Below are 18,405 nucleotides of genomic sequence, written 5' to 3'. Positions count from 1 at the left end.
ATGAGCATTTGGATTATTACAACTGGTAATAGTGATGTTATTCTAAAGCACGATCGCACCTGGGGAAGATTGTATGATGAAGTAAGCGATCGCCTAGAATGTTCGGATTTTCGTTCTGCGTCTAGAATCAACCCTGACGATCAAGAAGCTGGATATACAGTACCTGCTAGAATTTTAGGCTTAGTTTATGAAAATCAACCAGAAGAATACTACAACAAAGATTTAAATTTTCCCCTACTTAATACATATCTTGAATACTTTACAAACGAAAATATCGATATAGAAAGAATAATTATTCTGCTGACAGACCAATCTCAGATATTTATCAATGAAGAACAAAGACTTCATCAAAACTCTCCCTATTGGAAAGATACTTGCACACTTAAACCTCTGTTTCAATGGTATTTTCAGAAGACAAAATTTACTTGTCAACCAGAATTTGAATATTTAGTTCCCCATGAGTTAGGTAAAGGAATTGATCATTGGGATGCAACTTTGTCACTTGTAGAAGATAAATTTAGTGAATTACAAATTGATTCAGATAAGAAAGTTTATGTCAGTCATCAGGCTGGAACACCAGCAACATCATCTGCTGTACAGTTTGTAACTTTAGGTAAGTTCCCAGATGTTAAGTTTTTAGTCAGTAATGAATATATTGATGAAAACTTTCAACTAACATCTAATTATGATGCGCTAGAAAGTTCTCGTTATCAGCGAAGTCTGCAAATACAAAAGGCACAACAGTTACTAAAAAAAGGCTTACCTGCGGCTGCTAAAGAAATATTAACCGACTTAGTTCCCGAACAAACAATTAAACAAATTAATCAGATAGTTGATTTGTTTAATATTAATAACTCTTTAGTAAAAGGTCAAGAGTTTGAAGTTAAATCAACTGTTGATAGAATTGTTACTGCTCTTGATTTAATAGAAATATTTTTTAAACAAGAAAACTATATTCAGGGGGTAGCTATTCTCAATGCTACGCAAGAGACTTTTTTGAAAGTTGCTATTATTTCGCAAACTAAAAAAATTAATGACTTGCTTATCCCATTATCAAGTATTGTAGCTTGGGAGAAGAATGGTTTATTTATCAAGTCTCAAAATGAAATTCAAAAGTCACTAAATCTGCAAAATCCATTAGAGCTTTTAAGTAAATTGAAATTTCCTAAACCTGAACACCGTGATTTTGATTTTTCCTACTGGAACGATTACCAAAATCAAAGAGGTAGACGTTTTAAATTAAATAATAGCAGACAATTTCAGTGGCTATGTGAACTGAGGCAAGATTTTAAAATTAAAACATGGGGACTTTTGGAATGGTCATGTGAATATGAGAGAAAACATGAAGATGACCTACGTAACCAGTTATTGCATAACTTGCTAGGCGTGGAAAAGGAAGAAGTTTATGATTATCTTTTGGGATATAATAAGGATGCTATTAAAAGGTTTTCAGCTACTATCAACCAATCAGACACGGATAATAAAACAACTAACACAGTTTACGAAGCTTATTATCAAAATGTAAAAACGCCATTTTTGAAAGCATTAAAATTTTTTGGTCTGTGGAAGGAAGTAGGAACTAACAATAAGTTAGAAAGTAAACTGAACGAAATAGCAGATTCTCTGATTTAACGTCGATAATATTTGCAGTAAATAAAAGAACCATAGCAATTGAGCAGCTTTAATCATCAAATACCTGCTACTTGAACTATGATTCAGCCTTCTGATAGCTCAGAGATAAGTTTACTGCTTTCAAACTAACATGGTTCTGCACAGTGTAAGTGTTTAGTAGCGATCGCTCACTTCCTTAGTTCACAATAACTGAGTCATCCCACATCTGAATTAACATAATTGTCTGAGTGGGATGGGTTCAACCTTTTGTGCAAAATCGTGATGTCACTCTGAGCTAAGGAGTATTTTGCAAATCAGGCGTTGGCTGAACTGTATTATCTACAGGTGGATTATTGTTATTGTCAGCAGGCGGTGTAGGTATATCCGTTAGTGTTGGTGTTGGTGTAAATGCTGGTGGAAATGTTGGTGTTGGTGTTGGTGTAAATGCTGGCGGAAATGTTGGTGTTGGTGTAAAAGTTGGTGTGGGAGTTTGTGTAGGGGAGGGTGGGAGTGGGTTTTCTAATGCCACCCTGAGATTATAATCACTTTCAGTAACTCCAGGTGCAAGTGTTAACTGAATCGTATATCTACCATTAGTGGGTAATGTTCCAGTATAAGAGCTTACTTGTTGAGCGCTACTGTCAATTATTTGGCGATTAGGATCTAAAACAGTCAGTGCAATACCGGTTTCTGGTTCTAGCAGCGTAGTAAACTTTGCTCCAGCTTGGCCAAAAAAGGTATATTCCATAATTTGACCTGCTTTGAGGGAATTTTCGACTGTAGCTGTGTTAGATGCTCCCAATCTCAGGCGCTTACTTGTGATAGTCGGTTCAGTGTTGATGGGTGTCCCAAATGTCGTACCCCCCGAAATCACTGGTGACGGGAAAGTCTGAGGCGCGGGTGGTGTTGTAGTATCGGGCTGTGTATTAGACTGACTGCGAATAGAACTCACCAACGCCCAAGAACCCACACCCGCTAAGATAACTACCGCACTACCAATTGCGCCCAGCGCCAAGGGATTATCTAGCACTGAGTTAGAACGGCTGGGGCTGGAGGGAATTACGGGTTCAGGTCGGTTAGATGGGTGTGGTGGAATTGCATCAGGGCGACGACCAACTGCAATTGTTTGAAAATTTGACACTTCTGGAGGTGTTGCTATTGCAGGTTGTTCGACAAATTGTAATGCTTGGATAACCTCAGCCGCACTTTGATAGCGATCGCTCGGTAAAGGGTGTAACATCCGATTAATTACCTGAGCAAATTGCGGACTTACCCTCACCCACCTTTGCCAATTCCAGGTAAGCTGAGTTTCATCAAACAACTCAGAGGGTTCTTTACCTGTTAGTAACACTATTGCTGTCACCGCTAGAGCATATAAATCACTGCTAGGGTAGGCTCTTCCTGTTTGCATTTGTTCGCTGGGAGAATAGCCTAATTTACCCACACTGGTAAAATTGAGATTACTATCGGTCGTTTGCAAGCGCGTTGCAAGTTCTTTTACTACGCCAAAATCAATTAATACTGGCAGGCGATCGCTATCTCGTAAAATAATATTATCTGGAGAAATATCACGGTGAATAATGCCGCGACTGTGAATGTGTTCTAATACAGGTAATAGCGATCGCAATAACTGTAATACGTCTGGTTCACTGAAAGTTTGACCTACAGATTGTTTCTCAGTCAATAAAGCTTGATAAGTCTTACCTGCAACATAATCTTCCACTAAAAATAAGCGGTGGTCTTGCTCGAATCTTTCGCGAAATTTCGGCACTTGGGGATGTTCAATTTGATATAAAATAGTAGCCTCTCGCTGAAAAAGTTCTTGTGCTTTTTCCCAAGCACCAGCCCCTGCTGTAACTGGAATTAATTCTTTAATCGCACAAAGTTCGTTAAAGCGGCGCTGATCTTCTGCTAAATAAGTTCTGCCAAATCCTCCCTGTCCAAGGATTTGAATTATCCGGTAACGGTTTTGTAAGACAGTACCAATTGTAATTGGGGGTTGCATAAATAAATTCAAATTTAATAATAACTGAAAACACAGTCCTCATAAAGCTGAGTCTTGAGGGCGAAATACAAAGAATTGACTCAACAGTACTTGTTTAAGATAAAGTGTAAGGGTTTGATGATTTGGCATCTTCCACCCCTAAATTGCTTTACCGTCATACTCATATACTTGTGAACCTATCATTCAAACCTTTGATTTTGCATTTTCATGCGTAAGTTACACGACAATTACCTGCGGCGATATTCTACCCTAATAAAAGCAATAATCGTGTTCAGATTTCAGACTGACCACCGAAACCACAGGAAAGCTTGCGTAGATAGCAAAGGAAAAATCATGAAGTCTTTTTTCTGCTCCCTCCGGCTGATTCCCCTGAACCACAATCCAGAATTTTTAGTTTCCCACCTAATTTTGCAGATTTGAAAATTTTTGTCCAATTTATAATCCAAAAATTTAGTTTGTCAGTTTATAATTTTGTAGCTGGTATCATAAAATATTCTTCTACCCCAGAAGAATTTAATTTTGGGTATTTCTACTGTCTGAGTTCCAGTTCTATTTCACTTAAGCTGAAAAGAGTTGGCTCAGTAATCAATGCAGTTGGTAGGATCATTACTCTACCAGACTAATCTAGAGGAAATTTGAGTTGTTGAGAACAACTCAACTACGGGGCTAATTTACACACTATATGTCAGCTACGAATTCGATGGTTTGTTTACCACTAAAGACTGAAAAATGGACTGATGGTAGCTCTATTGAGAAATGTTTAAAGTTTTTATGAAAGCTTAAATAAAGCTCACAGATGTTTATTTAGCCTATTCCGGTTAAATCTGGTAAATATCTAAATGATAATCTCGCCATGAATGCACTTCGAGGATCTGCTGTGCTCAGTTCTGCCGCTTTAAAGGTGCAGCCAGCTGCAACAGGACTAACAGAAAACAATCGCCTGCGGCTATTTTCTGGCTCTGCCAACATACAACTGTCTCAAGAAGTCGCTCGTTACCTGGGGATGGACTTGGGGCCAATGATTCGCAAAAGATTTGCGGATGGAGAACTTTATGTTCAAATCCAAGAATCTATTCGGGGTTGTGATGTTTATTTAATCCAACCATCTTGTCAACCAGTTAACGATCACTTGATGGAATTACTGATTATGATTGATGCCTGTCGTCGAGCTTCGGCTAGACAGGTAACAGCAGTAATTCCATATTATGGTTATGCTCGTGCCGATCGCAAAACCGCAGGACGAGAGTCAATCACAGCCAAACTGGTTGCCAATCTGATTACTCAAGCAGGCGCTGATCGCGTTCTGGCAATGGATTTGCACGCCGCTCAGATTCAAGGTTACTTCGATATACCCTTTGATCATGTTTACGGTTCGCCAGTGATACTCGATTATCTGACTAGCAAGCAACTGCATGATATTGTCGTTGTTTCTCCTGATGTCGGTGGTGTAGCACGGGCGAGAGCATTTGCCAAAAAGTTGAATGATGCTCCACTTGCCATTATTGATAAACGCCGTCAAGCTCATAATGTGGCGGAAGTCTTGAACGTCATCGGCGATGTCAAAGGCAAAACAGCCGTGTTGGTAGACGACATGATCGACACAGGCGGAACCATCGCTGAAGGTGCTAGGTTGCTGCGTGAAGAAGGAGCGCGTCAGGTATATGCCTGTGCAACTCATGCAGTCTTCTCCCCCCCAGCAATTGAGCGCTTATCAAGTGGCTTGTTTGAGGAAGTCATCGTTACAAACACGATACCTCTACCAGAAGACAAACGCTTTCCGCAATTAGTAGTGCTTTCAGTGGCGAACCTTTTAGGCGAAACCATCTGGCGGATTCACGAAGATACTTCAGTAAGTAGTATGTTCCGTTAGCCAAAAAAAGACTGTTATTCAGGTTACAGTCTGACGTAAATAAACATTAAATTTTGAAGTATGAAGTAAGGATGTTTTTCTCCTTCGTGCTTCAAATTTTATTTTTATAGCATCTTGAGAAAGAACTATAGAGGCACAGAGTTCACAGGGAAAACAAAAGTATAGACGTATTTATACAGTCTAAGGCAGCGTTGATGACTTGAAATTATAAAGCACTCAGAACTTTCTCAACCTAAAATTAAACTATCCATCCCGCTTGTTACACCATCATGAACAGCGAAAAAGCCACAGTACAGCCTTGGTATACTGTCACTGATGAAGAATTAATGCTGATGAGTTCGCAAAACCCAGAACTGCGGTTTGAACGTAATGCAGATGGAACTTTAGAAACTATGCCACCGACTGGGGGAATTTCGGGAAATAGAGAAATTAAAGCAGGTGGGTATTTGCTGGCGTGGGTAGAAACTCAGAATTTAGGCGAAGTTTTTGGGCCAAGTACAGGTTTTAAATTCGCAAATACAGCTGTGAAATCACCTGATGCTGCTTTCGTTGCAAAAGGACGCTTACCAGAAAATTGGGATCAGCAAGAGGATGCCTTTATTAACCTAGCACCAGACTTTGTCATAGAAATTCGTTCTAAAAATGACAGCTTGCCAAAACTGAAAGCCAAGATGGCAGAATATATTACCAATGGTGTGCAATTAGGATGGTTAATTGACCGCCAAAATCAGCAAGCTTTCGTTTATCGTCGAGATGGTTCCATTACCCAGTATCCAGCGACAGCAATTTTAAATGGTGAAGATGTTGTCCCTGGATTTACGTTACCTTTGGCAAAATTATTATGATTAATTATGGGCTGAAATTATTGTTGGAGTAACTACTGATGACACTATCAACTGAAGTATCTTCTAACCTTTCTTTAGAAGAGTTTCTCAATTTACCAGAAACTAAACCAGCTAGTGAATATATCGACGGACGCATCTACCAAAAACCAATGCCTCAAGGAAAACATAGTATTCTTCAAACTCGGTTATCAACTAATATTAATCAGGTTGGTGAACCTCAACAAAAAGCTTTAGCATTAACCGAGTTACGCTGCACGTTTGGTAGACGTTCCTTTGTTCCAGATATTGCTGTATTTGAATGGTCGCGTATCCCAACTGATGAAGACGGAGAAATAGCAAATAAATTTGAAAACTATCCAGACTGGACTATTGAAATTTTATCACCTGAGCAATCACCTAACCGAGTAATTAATAAAATTATTTTCTGTATTAACCAAGGAACTAAATTAGGTTGGTTTATTGACCCTAATGATAAATCAGTGATGGTATTTCAACCAAACAAGCTACCAGAAGTGAAGTATAAAGCAGATATTTTACCTGTTATCGATGTGTTAGGTGATTGGCAGATAAAAGTAGTAGATATTTTTAGTTTGTTGAAAGTGAAATAATAAAATTTAAAGCTTCACAATTAATCTACCAATGATACAAGGAATTAATAGTAAGTAAATATGTGTGATGCTGCGGAAGCGATCGCTTATTTAATAAACCATAAATAACTACTTCAGGTGCTTGTGCGTCAATGATTTGATTTTAGGCTAAGAGCCGCAACTATGCTGGCGTAAATTTAGCAAATAACCGCAAAGCTTAAATTAAAGTCCACAAGCCTCTAAACGAGTACACCACTCACGTGCATCTTGCTTAGTTGTCCGAAATCCTGATGTTAGCCAAGGTAAATGTCCTTCTGGAGCATCCAATGTGAACATTAATTCACTAGGATATTTCCAATGCCCGTTTTTCCGCCATCCAACTTGCTCACAAAAGTTCGTATATTTTTTGCTACCTTTAAATTCCTGATAAATACGCTTTTGTACACTAAAACCAAAACGACCACAACTATACTTGACCCAGAGTTGATCTAAAATAACGAGGTCTTCGCAGGGAAAATCAGATAATAAAAAGTATAAAGATTCTGCTTCTTCTCGCTCAACTATACTGAGTTGAATATTCGTAGTTTCGCAATCAGCTTCATACCACTTTTCTAGAGCTAGTAATTTCTCTAAAGTGTTGTAATTTACCAAATGTTTGTCTATCCTGCGAAAAAATCGTTTGAGCTTCACCATGCTGGAAAAACCAACAATTACAAAAGTCCTCGCAATTGTTTCAATTAAGCTAGAATTGTTAAAGGTTCTTTACAGAATTTGCAGAACATCCCCGATTCTGTTAAAAAAGCCTAGCACACTTAAATGTAAATCTACAAAACCCCTCTAGAGTTAACACTAAGCTTCTATGACGCTCCCAATTCGTAACGTCGCCATTATCGCCCACGTAGACCACGGCAAAACCACCTTGGTTGATGCACTCCTCAGACAGTCCGGCATTTTCCGAGAAGGTGAAGACGTTCCGGATTGCGTCATGGACTCCAACGACCTAGAACGGGAACGTGGAATCACAATTCTGGCGAAGAACACAGCCGTTCGCTACAAAGAAACACTCATCAATATTATTGATACTCCCGGACACGCGGACTTCGGTGGCGAAGTTGAACGCGTACTCGGCATGGTTGATGGCTGCATCCTGATTGTTGATGCCAATGAAGGCCCTATGCCTCAAACACGCTTCGTGTTGAAAAAGGCATTGGAAAAAGGACTGCGCCCAATTGTTGTTGTCAACAAAATCGATCGCCCCCAAGCAGAACCCCACGGTGCAATAGATAAAGTATTGGATCTGTTCTTAGAATTAGGCGCAGATGATGATCAGTGCGACTTCCCTTATTTGTTCGCTTCTGGTTTGTCTGGTTATGCAAAAGAATCCTTGGAAGAAGAACCCAAGGATATGCAACCTTTATTTGAAGCCATTCTGCGTCATGTTCCACCACCAGTAGGTGATGCAACTAAGCCTCTGCAATTGCAAGTTACAACCCTAGATTATTCTGAATATCTGGGACGGATTGTAATTGGCAGAATCCACAACGGTACTATCCGTAGTGGACAGCAAGCAGCCTTGGTAACAGAAACAGGCGCAATTGTGAAGGCAAAAATTAGTAAGTTGCTTGGTTTTGAAGGTTTAAAGCGGGTGGAATTAGAAGAAGCATCCGCAGGTCTGATTGTGGCAGTTGCAGGTTTCGCTGATGCAAACATCGGGGAAACAATTACTGATCCCAACGAACCGCAAGCATTACCACTCATTAAAGTGGATGAACCAACTTTGCAGATGACCTTCTGGGTGAATGATTCGCCTTTTGCTGGCCAAGAAGGTAAGCTGGTAACATCTAGACAAGTACGCGATCGCCTATTCCGCGAACTAGAAACCAACGTTGCATTGCGTGTCGAAGAAACTGACTCCCCTGATAAATTCCTAGTTTCCGGTCGTGGTGAATTGCACTTGGGTATCTTAATCGAAACCATGCGCCGTGAGGGTTATGAATTCCAAGTATCCCAGCCACAGGTAATTTACCGCGAAGTCAACGGTCAACCTTGCGAACCTTATGAACTGTTAGTGTTAGACGTTCCCTCGGATGCAGTTGGTAGCTGTATTGAACGTCTAGGACAACGTAAAGGCGAAATGCAAGATATGCAGCCTGGTGTTAGCAATCGCACCCAGCTAGAGTTTATCATTCCCGCCCGTGGTTTGATTGGTTTCCGGGGTGAATTCATGCGCATGACCCGTGGCGAAGGGATCATGAACCACAGCTTCTTAGATTACCGTCCTATCTGTGGTGAGATTGAAGCCCGGAACAAAGGTGTACTCATTGCCTTTGAAGAAGGTGTTTCCACTTTCTACGCCATGAAGAACGCTGAAGATAGAGGTGTGTTCTTTATCACTCCTGGTACTAAAGTCTACAAGGGCATGATTGTTGGTGAACACAACCGTCCCCAAGACTTAGAATTGAATGTCTGCAAAACTAAGCAGTTAACAAACCACCGCGCATCCGGCGGCGATGAACTGGTGCAGTTGCAAGCACCAGTAGAAATGAGCCTCGAACGCGCGTTGGAATACATCGGCCCCGATGAATTGGTGGAAGTTACACCCCAATCAATTCGTCTGCGGAAGATGGCGAAGAAATTGGCGAAACGGTAAACTATTGCTCAATATAATGTAGAAAGCTCGCTAATGCGGGCTTTTTATTTTTAATTTATCTTGCCTTAGAGCTGATTCGTAAAGAAAATCTGCTCTTAGATAATCAAAAATCAGTTTGGGGTTTAATTACTAACGGTAAAAGTTATCAATTTGTGTATATAGAACCAGGCAACCCACCAGTATATCAACTGCTGCCGTTGTTAAATTTTATGGAATCGATGCGGGCAATTGAATTGCTACAAGTTCTGAAAGCAATTTGTCAGTTATAAAATTAAATTTGCAAATTTTTTAATAACTCTGCTGTTTGCGATCGCTCTACTAAACTATTGGCACATAAAATACCAGAAGCGGCGACAGCTGGTACTCCAATTCCGGGCATGGTGCTGTCACCTACACGATACAAACCTGAAATTGGCGTGTGTGTACTTGGAAACATACCCTTACCCGCAGCAATGGCAGGGCCATAAGTTCCCTGATATCGTCGTAAGTAATGAGCATGAGTTAGCGGTGTACCGATAAGTTCTAACACTACACGTTCTCGAATATCGGGGATAATTTTCTCTAAGGCACGATATAAAGTTTGGGCTTTCTCTTTTTTCTGCTGTTCATAATTATCATTTCGTTCCCAGCCACCATATGGTTCTAGGGTGTAAGCATGAACCACATGATGTCCTTCTGGTGCGAGAGTTGCATCCCACACACTGGGAATGGAAATCATGCAAGTATTACCGGGTGTGGTAATATCTTGCTGAGAGTCGTGGACTACTACATGATGTCCCGTTAAGTTTTCTAAGCCTGTGGCGCGAATACCTAAGTGCAAATGAATAAAACTATCAACTGTGGGTGTATGCAACGCAGTTTGGCCGTAAGTTGCGGGTAAATCTTCAGGACGCAGCAGTTGATTGTAAGTATCCCAAATTGTGGCGTTGGAAATTACAATCGGTGCTTGCAGAATTTCCCCATTTTTTAACTTCACACCCACAGCTTTGCCAGATTCCACAAGAATTTGCTCAACGTGACAGCCTAAGCGTAACTTTCCACCCCAACGTTCTAAGCCACGCACCAAAGCGTTGACAATTGCGGCACTACCACCAACAGGATACTCAACGCCACGCCCACGTTCACCTAACATAAAAGCGACTTCTGGGGCAATTGTGCCGTGTGCCTTTAAACCAGAAAGCAGGAAACATTCTAAATCGATGAGTCGTCGTACCCAAGGATCTTTAACTGTAGCATCCATGACAGTGCCGACAGAAGACTGCACCAAAGGCAAGTAAGGTAACATTTTACCCAGCGATCGCACATAATTTATTAACACAAAAATTACCTGCCAATCAGCCCGTAAAGCTAAGGTAGGTATGTCTTTCATCGCTGTATATAAGCCTAACAAACGTGCTGCAAAATCCTGGAGTTCTGCTGCACCTTGGGGTGTAATAGTTTGTAACTCTTGAAGAAATCTTGGAAAATTGCTGTAGATTGGCAGACTAGCTTCAGGAAAATGGTAGTGTCCTAAGGGATCATAAGGTATAACTTTAAGGGATTCCCCTAGTACATCAAGAACTTGTTTTACAGGATTCAGACTATGGGTTGCTGAAAGTCCACAATAAAAAGAGGGGCCAGAATCAAATTCAAATCCTCGTCGTTTAAAGGTATGGGCTGCACCACCGGGAATTGTATGGCTTTCACACACAATTACCCGCTTGCCATAACGTGTAAGTAATCCCGCAGCACATAAACCGCCAATACCGCTACCGATAACTATGACATCATTTTTGCAGTGCTGAGTCACCGAAGTTTGCTCAACGGGGGAAACCCCTGCACGCAACTTCTCGCTGAGTGCTGAGTGCTGAGTTAAGAGTGATGAGTTCATGATTCTATTGACCATTGACCCTTGACTATTGACTATTGACTAATGACTGAACCACTAATTGAACTGAAAGGTGTTTCTAAGTCCTTTGGTAACAATAAGGTTTTAGATAATGTAGATTTGACAATTTACCGAGGAGAAGCACTGGGAATTATTGGCCCTTCCGGTACTGGGAAATCGACAATTTTAAGAGTGATAGCAGGTTTAACAAATCCTGATGAGGGAGAAATATATGTACAGGGAGTACGGCGAGAAGGGTTGATAGAAGATGGTGCTGACCCAGTTGGTATTGGCATGGTATTTCAGCAAGCGGCGTTATTTGATTCTTTGAATGTTGACGAGAACGTGGGATTTTTACTGTATCAAAACTCCAGGTTACCGCGATCGCAGATTCAAGAATTAGTCAAAGAAAAATTAGAAATGGTGGGTTTACCAGGTATTAGTCATCTCTACCCTTCGGAACTTTCTGGAGGAATGCGGAAACGGGTGAGTTTTGCCCGTGCGATTATGTCAAACCCAGAAAATCCCAAAGAAGGGCCAGAAGTTTTACTATACGATGAACCCACAGCCGGACTTGACCCCATTGCTTCGACAGTTATTGAAGACTTGATTCGTGATTTACAAAATATGCACGGAGTTTGTAGCACCTATGCTATTGTTACCCACCAAGATAGTACGATTCGCCGGACAGCTGATAGACTAGTGTTTCTCTACCAAGGTAGAGTGCAGTGGCAAGGTACAGTTAGTGAGATGGATAGCACCGACCACCCATTAATTAGACAATTTATGAGTGGTAGCGTGCAAGGGCCGATTCAGGTTGTTGGTTAGGTGGTTGGGAGAAATCAATGCGAGAATTAATCACAAATCGCTTCACATCTAGACGAACGCTCAGAGAAGGTTCAGTGGGGTTGTTACTCTTATTGGGACTGGGTGCATTTGCAGTCATAGTTCTGTGGTTGAATGGAGTTAATACTGGGCGTAAATCGTATAAATTCATTGTCGAATTTGCCAACGCTGGGGGAATGCAAAAAGGTGCATCAGTTCGTTATCGTGGCGTGAAAGTTGGCAAAATTTCGGATATACGACCAAAGTCAAATGCTATAGATGTAGAAATTGAAGTTGCCTCAACTGACCTAATAATTCCTAGCGATGTCACAATTGATGCTAACCAAAGTGGATTAATTAGTGAAAGTATTATCGACATTACTCCAAGAACATCATTAGTCGCTGAAGTGAAAGCCAAACCTTTAGAGAAAGGTTGTAATCCAAACTTGATTGTTTGTAATGGTTCTCGCTTGAAAGGTCAAATTGGTATTAGTGTTGATGACCTGATTCGTAGCACCACTGAATTAGCTACTTTGTATAACGACCCAAAATTTTATCAAAGAGTTAACAGACTTTTGGAAAGTTCCGCCGCAGCCGCTACTAGCGTTGCAGCCCTCAGTCAAGATGTCAGGGGTTTAACAAAAGGCTTTCAAGGACAGCTAAATACATTTAGTGCAACAGCCAATTCTGTACAACGCGCCACTAATGAACTAACTGCATCTACTACTAAAACAGCTAATCAATTAAGTATCACTGCTAATCAATTTGGTACAACAGCCAAAGAATTTGGCTCAACAGCTAATAAAGCAAATCGTTTGCTAACCAACTTGGATGATTTGGTCACTACTAATCGTTCGTCGTTAGTTAGCGCTTTGAATAATATTACCGAAACTAGTAATCAGTTACGCACTACAGTTACTAGCTTATCGCCTTCACTTAATCGCTTAACTCAAGGAGAAGTAATTAAGAATTTAGAAACACTTTCAGCTAATGCAGCTTTAGCTTCTGCTAATTTACGTAATGCAACACAAACTTTAAATGACCCCAAAAACGTATTACTACTACAACAAACTTTAGACTCAGCCAGAGTAACTTTTGAAAACACTCAAAAAATTACATCTGATTTAGATGAGTTGACGGGTGATCCAACTTTTAGAGACAATCTGCGGCAATTGGTTAATGGTTTGAGTGGTTTAGTTTCTTCTACACAACAAATGCAGCAGCAAGTGCAGTTTGCTACGACTTTAGATGCTATGAAATTAGCAGCTATCAAACCAAATGTTGTATTTCCCACACCAGTTGTCACCGAAAAGGTAACAGCTAACAAACCAAATGTTGTATTTCCCACACCCACTGTCACCGAACAAACTATTGCTAATCCCCCAACTACTGTTGTTAAGAGTGATAATAAAAACACTCAGCCAACTTCTTCATTGACACCTAATTTATCCCAAGAACAGTTATTGCAGCAGCTACGAGAGCATGGTAAACAAAGGGAGCAAAAGCAATAAACAAGTATCAATACCTTTGCCGAGTGTTGGCAAAGGTATTATTCATGAGTAAGTTTATAAATGAAATAAGATTACTACAACTTGAGATTAGAAGATTGATTTAAATAGTCGATTTAATTCTTTCTGTAATATATTGCCAATACTGTTACAGCACCACAAGCAATAAGACTCACTATATTACCATACAATAAAATCATATCATTCTGGTAATATCCATAAACAGCACTATTAAGCTGAATAAGATTAAATCCGATAAAAGTTATTAAAGAGATATTACTAGAATTTTTCGTTTTGATAAGTCGGATAATTTGCGGAATAAATAAACTAGCATTGAATACAAAACCTAAGCCAAAGAAGAAAGTTACAAATTCTCTCATATAATTTAGTCTTGCTAATTCTCCTCACCTTGTAGATAATTAATCAGCCGTTAATTATTAGCTGAAGAATTAGTTGATTCTGTGACATAAGTAATAATTAATGGTGTTAATATCTCTTCAAGCTGACTAATAAAAGCATGGTCAGATTCTGACCAAACTCGCGGTTTACCAAAGATACAAGGCTGTAAAATTCCCCATAATTGCTTGTCTTGACACAAGTGAGAGTGAATTAGCGCCCGATGTCCAAAACCCTCGCGCTCAAACTTTTTATTCAAAATTTCTGGGCTGGCAGTTTCTACATCTTCAACATAAATTGAAGGCGCATTCCGCAGTGCAGCAGCAAATAAAGGATCTTCTTTCGACCAGTCTGGTTCTGATTTCCACTCAGGTTCTAGCTTGTCTGGAATATCTTCATTTCGCCGCCAGCAATAAGCAACTTTCCCTATCTTAGTTTGAGGATTTCTTAAGTAGAGAAAGCAGCGATCGCACTGTAATACTTCCCCTACTAATGACAGTATTGCAGTAAAAATATCATCTGGATTGCTGTATGTTTCTAAAATATTTTGTACAGCTTCAGTCCAAACTAAATTAGTCATCGGTAGGTCAAATTGTTTCGTTTGTTATTCTCTCAATAGCTGTTAATTGAAAGCATCATCCTACCGATACAATTACGTCTTAAAGTTGGTTATAGAGATTATTCTTATTCTGAATTCTGACTCCTGCTATATTACTTAACTCACAGTAATCACTACACCCAAACTCTCATTTGCTAACCTATCAACTGCACAGACAGCATAAGTTCCCGCTTGAACGGTGGCAAAGGTTGTACCCGCAGACAAAACACGCTGAAGTGTCCAAGTATTGCCAGTTTGTCGATATAGTGTCCAAGAACGCACAGGTTGACTATCTCCTGGCTGCCAATTCAGTTTACCGTCTTTGAATTGCAAAGCTTTGGGTGGGGGTGGTGGAGTTGCATTCCGCCAAGACATGGTAGGTACTAATGCAGGTCGAGAATAAAGGGAATTTTTGAACTGGTCAGCAATACCACGCCGATTTTGAGTGATGGCGCTCATACTAAAGAAAATATTCCCTAAAGATAAGTTTCCTGCTAGGTTGCGAGAAATTTTCACTTGTTTATCAATTTCATCGTCTTTCCAAGCTTTACCATCAAGTTGCCCAAGATTATTGCCGGTGTAAATGTGTCGCTGCTTAGAATTAACGTCTGTCCACCATCTTAATAGCAAGGGATAACTTTGATTGGTTTGGTCAATGCGCCAATAAAGTTGGGGTGCTAAATAATCAATCCAGGCTTGTTCTAACCATTTTTTAGAGTCAGCATACAGTGTACTGTAGGCATCTAAACCAGTAATTCCGGCTGGTTGTCCGGGACGGTAAATCCCAAAAGGACTAATACCAAATTTGACGTGGGGCTTTGTTGTCTTGATTCCTTCAGAAAGGCGCGACACCATTTGATTAACATTTTCTCGCCGCCAATCATCTAAACTCAACAGGCCGCCAGCTGTTTTGTATGCGGCGTAGGTTTTGCTATCAGGGAAAGCTTGACCTTGGATGGGATAAGGATAGAAATAATCGTCTAAGTGAATGCCATCTATGTCATAGCGCCGCACAACATCGAGAATCACATTATATGCTCGGTCTTGGACAATTTTTGAGCCAGGATCCATCCACAGTTGATTGCCCCACTGATAAACTACTTCTGGATGGGTAACGGCTATATGGGGACGGACATTTGGGGAACCTTTGGTGCTAGTTTTGGCACGGTAAGGGTTAAACCAAGCATGAACTTCGATATTGCGTTTGTGACATTCAGCGATCGCAAACTCTAATGGATCATAAAATGGTTCTGGCGCTTTGCCTTGGGTTCCAGTAATCCAAGCACTCCAAGGTTCTAATTCTGAAGCATACAAAGCATCGCCTTCTGGACGTACCTGCAAAATCAAAGCGTTGAAATTCAATGCTTGCAATTGGTTAATAATTTCTAACAATTCTGCTCTTTGCTGTGCCGCTGGAAGTCCTGCTTTGGAAGGCCAATCACCATTCCACACAGAGGCTACCCAAGCCCCGCGAAATTCTCGTGTATGGCTGACTTTGACAGTACCAGGTACTGGAGGTGTTGGTATGGGCGTGGGTATGGGAGTTGGTATTGGTATGGGTGTAGGTGTTGGTGTGGGTGCTGTTGTTGGTGGTACAACCAGGTAAACAGAAGGAATTGTTTGGACGTTGCCTAGATAAACCAAAGCTTGGTAAACTATCACCGCGACATCTGCACGAGTAGCCGCAGTAGCGTAGTTGAGTAACTTGATGTTGGGGAAACTGGCAACAAAGCCAGCACTAGTTGCCAGCGCTATTTGATTTCTGGCGTAACCAGGAATGTTAGCTGCGTCTTGATAAATTTGTGGTAGTTGGTTTACTAAGTCTGGTTTGATTTTCGCTGCAATATCCAAACCGCTGATGAGTGAAACTAAAACATCACCCCTAGCAATGCGATTATTGGGACGGAAATATTTATCGGGGTAGCCAGTTAAAAATCCTGTTTCATAACATTTTTGAATGGCACTTGCCGCCCAGTGATTTGTCGGGACATCAACAAAAGGAGTATATTGGCGCTTTCCTGGTACAGTAAAAACTGCTGCAACTATCGCCGCAAACTCAGCACGCGTCACTGAGTTATCTGGACGAAAAGTGCCGTTGGGATAGCCATTTAAAATGCGTCGCGCTGCTAAAGCTTCAATAAACGGACGCGCCCAATGGTTTTGAATATCTGAGAAGCGTGCAGTAGTAGAGACCATTGTTGATTGCCACTAGTTTGCTTGGCTGGATTCTAACAGCGCGATCGCAATTACTACCGGACTTTTGTATAAATTTTCATATTTGGCAATCTTCTTTAGGCTCTGCAACAGTTAATTCCGTTAAAATACTCATAATTAATCAACCTGAAAGGATTTTGGCAAATCTGCAAGGTTAGTTGCTCTACCATAATATTTATAATGAGTCAGTAAAATCCGGAACTGAAAAAGCAATATCTCTTTTTACTTGCTAAACATACCAAAATAAGAAAGTAAACAGACATTTTGAGAAAGCAATATGTGTTTTTGCTTGCTAAATATACCGCAATGAGAAAGAAAAAAGGCATTTTGAGCAAGTAATATGTCTTTTCACTGAGTAAATCTACAAAAATAAGCAATTAAACAGAAATTTTTCTATTTGATTATCTATTAAAAACTCTAAGGTTGCATATACTGTTATCGCAGTATATGATGACTATAAGTACCAAATTTTTTAAATTATGACTATTTCTTTAAATGCTACTACCAGCAATCTTCCTTTATTTGTGGGTTTAGATAGAAAACTAATAAATGTAAATGATATTGATGAAGTTGATTTTAACCAAGTTAATTGTATTTTAAATGGAGAAGCTTTAGAAGTTTTGAAAAAGTTACCAGACTCAATTGTGCAAACAGTAGTTACTAGCCCTCCGTATTATGGACAACGTGATTACTGTACGGACAATCAAATTGGATCAGAGTCAACAATCGAAGAATATTTAAACCGTCTTCTTGATATTTTTGATGAAGTAAAGAGAGTTTTAAAAGAAGATGGTACACTTTGGCTGAATATAGGCGATAAATATATAGATGGAAATTTAGCAGGGCTGCCTTGGAAATTAGCACTTTCCCTGAAAGAAAGAGGGTGGATTTTACGTTCTGATATTATTTGGTATAAGCCACATGCCATGCCATCTTCTGTAAAAAATCGTCCAACTACTGATCATGAATATATATTTCTATTTGCTAAAAGTTCAAAGTACTATTACGACGCAGATGCTATACGTGAACCACATGTAACTTTTTCAGAAAAAAGTAAAATGAAAGGAGGGAGAAACCATCTTGGCAAGCCAGGAGGGACACCAGAACAGGGAAAAAATTCTGGTAATGGCAACTTACATCGTGGTCGCTGGGATCAAGCATTTCATCCCAAAGGTAGAAATAAGAGAACTGTCTGGGAAGTACCTCTGTCTAAATTTAGAGAATCGCATTTTGCGGTATTTCCAGAAAAATTAATAGAGCCTTGTATATTAGCTGGTTGTCCTGAAGGTTCAATAGTTCTTGATCCATTCTTTGGTTCTGGAACTACAGGAGTAGTATCTCTTGCCAAAGGACGCAAGTTTATCGGTATTGAGTTGAATAAAGAGTACTGTGAAATCGCTATGAAAAGGATTTTTCCAACTTAGAAGTT

14 protein-coding genes and 1 pseudogene are annotated in these 18,405 nt (G+C 40.1%); 9 read left to right on the top strand and 6 right to left on the bottom strand.

Annotation, left to right across the window (positions count from 1 at the left end; genetic code table 11):
• Positions 1–1,632 (top strand): hypothetical protein, encoded by a 1,632-nt coding sequence (locus ACMX3D_RS23750; protein ID WP_482748266.1) that lies wholly within the window; start codon positions 1–3, stop codon positions 1,630–1,632.
• A 274-nt stretch (positions 1,633–1,906) separates the two neighbouring features.
• On the opposite strand, the gene ACMX3D_RS23745 is transcribed toward ACMX3D_RS23750, so the two are convergent.
• Positions 1,907–3,616: a protein kinase domain-containing protein gene (locus ACMX3D_RS23745; protein ID WP_482748265.1), complete on the bottom strand. Its 1,710-nt coding sequence runs from the start codon at positions 3,614–3,616 to the stop codon at positions 1,907–1,909.
• An 853-nt stretch (positions 3,617–4,469) separates the two neighbouring features.
• Between ACMX3D_RS23745 and ACMX3D_RS23740 the strand changes: the two genes are divergently transcribed.
• From ACMX3D_RS23740 to ACMX3D_RS23730, 3 genes are all read left to right on the top strand, one after another.
• On the top strand, positions 4,470–5,486 hold the full coding sequence (locus tag ACMX3D_RS23740) for a ribose-phosphate pyrophosphokinase (RefSeq protein ID WP_482748264.1): 1,017 nt from the start codon (positions 4,470–4,472) through the stop codon (positions 5,484–5,486).
• 269 nt (positions 5,487–5,755) lie between these two features.
• The gene (locus ACMX3D_RS23735) at positions 5,756–6,331 is read left to right on the top strand and encodes a Uma2 family endonuclease (RefSeq protein ID WP_482748263.1); all 576 of its coding nucleotides are present in this window, start codon (positions 5,756–5,758) and stop codon (positions 6,329–6,331) included.
• A 38-nt stretch (positions 6,332–6,369) separates the two neighbouring features.
• A complete protein-coding gene (locus ACMX3D_RS23730) occupies positions 6,370–6,939 on the top strand; it encodes a Uma2 family endonuclease (RefSeq protein ID WP_482748262.1) in 570 nt (189 codons plus the stop codon).
• Between the two features lie 201 nt (positions 6,940–7,140).
• Here the strand turns inward: ACMX3D_RS23730 and ACMX3D_RS23725 are convergent, their stop codons facing one another.
• Complete coding sequence (locus tag ACMX3D_RS23725; RefSeq protein ID WP_482748261.1) at positions 7,141–7,611, bottom strand: GUN4 domain-containing protein; 471 nt, start codon at positions 7,609–7,611, stop codon at positions 7,141–7,143.
• A 166-nt stretch (positions 7,612–7,777) separates the two neighbouring features.
• Here ACMX3D_RS23725 and typA point away from each other — a divergent pair, with 166 nt between their 5' ends.
• Together typA and ACMX3D_RS23715 are read left to right on the top strand one after the other, a co-directional pair.
• A complete protein-coding gene (gene typA, locus ACMX3D_RS23720) occupies positions 7,778–9,568 on the top strand; it encodes a translational GTPase TypA (RefSeq protein WP_482748260.1) in 1,791 nt (596 codons plus the stop codon).
• A 95-nt stretch (positions 9,569–9,663) separates the two neighbouring features.
• Positions 9,664–9,837 (top strand): annotated as a pseudogene (locus ACMX3D_RS23715) (restriction endonuclease subunit R); the annotation flags it as partial.
• A gap of 2 nt (positions 9,838–9,839) precedes the next feature.
• Here ACMX3D_RS23715 and ACMX3D_RS23710 read toward each other — a convergent pair.
• On the bottom strand, positions 9,840–11,438 hold the full coding sequence (locus tag ACMX3D_RS23710) for a phytoene desaturase family protein (protein WP_482748259.1): 1,599 nt from the start codon (positions 11,436–11,438) through the stop codon (positions 9,840–9,842).
• Between the two features lie 42 nt (positions 11,439–11,480).
• Between ACMX3D_RS23710 and ACMX3D_RS23705 the strand changes: the two genes are divergently transcribed.
• Positions 11,481–12,263, top strand: coding sequence for an ABC transporter ATP-binding protein (locus tag ACMX3D_RS23705; RefSeq protein WP_482748258.1), 783 nt, complete (start codon positions 11,481–11,483; stop codon positions 12,261–12,263).
• Positions 12,264–12,280: 17 nt separating this feature from the next.
• Positions 12,281–13,771: an MlaD family protein gene (locus ACMX3D_RS23700; RefSeq protein ID WP_482748257.1), complete on the top strand. Its 1,491-nt coding sequence runs from the start codon at positions 12,281–12,283 to the stop codon at positions 13,769–13,771.
• A 113-nt stretch (positions 13,772–13,884) separates the two neighbouring features.
• On the opposite strand, the gene ACMX3D_RS23695 is transcribed toward ACMX3D_RS23700, so the two are convergent.
• The 3 genes from ACMX3D_RS23695 to ACMX3D_RS23685 all read right to left on the bottom strand — a co-directional run bounded on the left by ACMX3D_RS23695 (position 13,885) and on the right by ACMX3D_RS23685 (position 16,958).
• Positions 13,885–14,148 carry a SemiSWEET family sugar transporter gene (locus tag ACMX3D_RS23695; protein WP_482748256.1) on the bottom strand — a complete coding sequence of 88 codons (264 nt, stop codon included), beginning with the start codon at positions 14,146–14,148 and terminating at the stop codon, positions 13,885–13,887.
• A gap of 50 nt (positions 14,149–14,198) precedes the next feature.
• Positions 14,199–14,744 carry a GAF domain-containing protein gene (locus ACMX3D_RS23690; protein ID WP_482748255.1) on the bottom strand — a complete coding sequence of 182 codons (546 nt, stop codon included), beginning with the start codon at positions 14,742–14,744 and terminating at the stop codon, positions 14,199–14,201.
• 135 nt (positions 14,745–14,879) lie between these two features.
• On the bottom strand, positions 14,880–16,958 hold the full coding sequence (locus tag ACMX3D_RS23685) for a glycoside hydrolase family 10-like protein (RefSeq protein WP_482748254.1): 2,079 nt from the start codon (positions 16,956–16,958) through the stop codon (positions 14,880–14,882).
• Positions 16,959–17,455: 497 nt separating this feature from the next.
• On the opposite strand from ACMX3D_RS23685, the gene ACMX3D_RS23680 reads away from it, so the two are divergent.
• On the top strand, positions 17,456–18,400 hold the full coding sequence (locus ACMX3D_RS23680) for a DNA-methyltransferase (RefSeq protein WP_482748253.1): 945 nt from the start codon (positions 17,456–17,458) through the stop codon (positions 18,398–18,400).
• The last annotated feature ends 5 nt before the right edge of the window (positions 18,401–18,405 follow it).

The sequence above is a fragment of the Anabaena sp. TISTR 8404 genome, from assembly GCF_056847745.1.
This window is presented reverse-complemented; position numbering and strand designations above follow the sequence as displayed.

What these genes read in the sequence shown, in the direction of transcription:
- ACMX3D_RS23725 (WP_482748261.1), bottom strand. Translation starts at nt 7,611, where the DNA reads ATGGTGAAGCTCAAACGATTTTTTCGCAGGATAGACAAACATTTGGTA.
- ACMX3D_RS23700 (WP_482748257.1), top strand. Translation starts at nt 12,281, where the DNA reads ATGCGAGAATTAATCACAAATCGCTTCACATCTAGACGAACGCTCAGA.
- ACMX3D_RS23690 (WP_482748255.1), bottom strand. Translation starts at nt 14,744, where the DNA reads ATGACTAATTTAGTTTGGACTGAAGCTGTACAAAATATTTTAGAAACA.
- ACMX3D_RS23745 (WP_482748265.1), bottom strand. Translation starts at nt 3,616, where the DNA reads ATGCAACCCCCAATTACAATTGGTACTGTCTTACAAAACCGTTACCGG.
- ACMX3D_RS23695 (WP_482748256.1), bottom strand. Translation starts at nt 14,148, where the DNA reads ATGAGAGAATTTGTAACTTTCTTCTTTGGCTTAGGTTTTGTATTCAAT.
- ACMX3D_RS23740 (WP_482748264.1), top strand. Translation starts at nt 4,470, where the DNA reads ATGAATGCACTTCGAGGATCTGCTGTGCTCAGTTCTGCCGCTTTAAAG.
- ACMX3D_RS23680 (WP_482748253.1), top strand. Translation starts at nt 17,456, where the DNA reads ATGACTATTTCTTTAAATGCTACTACCAGCAATCTTCCTTTATTTGTG.
- ACMX3D_RS23710 (WP_482748259.1), bottom strand. Translation starts at nt 11,438, where the DNA reads ATGAACTCATCACTCTTAACTCAGCACTCAGCACTCAGCGAGAAGTTG.
- ACMX3D_RS23750 (WP_482748266.1), top strand. Translation starts at nt 1, where the DNA reads ATGAGCATTTGGATTATTACAACTGGTAATAGTGATGTTATTCTAAAG.
- ACMX3D_RS23685 (WP_482748254.1), bottom strand. Translation starts at nt 16,958, where the DNA reads ATGGTCTCTACTACTGCACGCTTCTCAGATATTCAAAACCATTGGGCG.
- ACMX3D_RS23735 (WP_482748263.1), top strand. Translation starts at nt 5,756, where the DNA reads ATGAACAGCGAAAAAGCCACAGTACAGCCTTGGTATACTGTCACTGAT.
- ACMX3D_RS23705 (WP_482748258.1), top strand. Translation starts at nt 11,481, where the DNA reads ATGACTGAACCACTAATTGAACTGAAAGGTGTTTCTAAGTCCTTTGGT.
- ACMX3D_RS23730 (WP_482748262.1), top strand. Translation starts at nt 6,370, where the DNA reads ATGACACTATCAACTGAAGTATCTTCTAACCTTTCTTTAGAAGAGTTT.
- typA (WP_482748260.1), top strand. Translation starts at nt 7,778, where the DNA reads ATGACGCTCCCAATTCGTAACGTCGCCATTATCGCCCACGTAGACCAC.